This is a genomic window from Pseudomonas sp. AC463, assembly GCF_979253585.1.
Genome location: NZ_CEEDDZ010000723.1, coordinates 1 through 263, shown reverse-complemented (window position 1 = coordinate 263; position 263 = coordinate 1). Strand labels below are relative to the sequence as shown.

Below are 263 nucleotides of genomic sequence, written 5' to 3'. Positions count from 1 at the left end.
ACCCAGTACCAGACCTGCGGCAACGCACAGGTCCAGCTGGCCGGTTACACCGACACCTCGGGTTCGTCGCAGTACAACCAGGGCCTGTCGCAGCGCCGTGCAGACGCGGTGAAGGCGTACATGTCCTCGCGTTCGATCCCGGACGGCGTCATCACGACGAGCGCGTTCGGCGAGACCAACCTGCGCGTGCAGACTGCCGATGGCGTCCGCGAAGTGCAGAACCGTCGCGTGGAGATCACTTACGGTCCGGGTTCGGGCCAGTA

1 protein-coding gene is annotated in these 263 nt (G+C 65.4%); it reads left to right on the top strand.

Annotation, left to right across the window (positions count from 1 at the left end):
- Positions 1-263: OmpA family protein (locus AC0IYH_RS32100; protein ID WP_471838352.1), on the top strand; the 263-nt coding region annotated here is incomplete at both ends.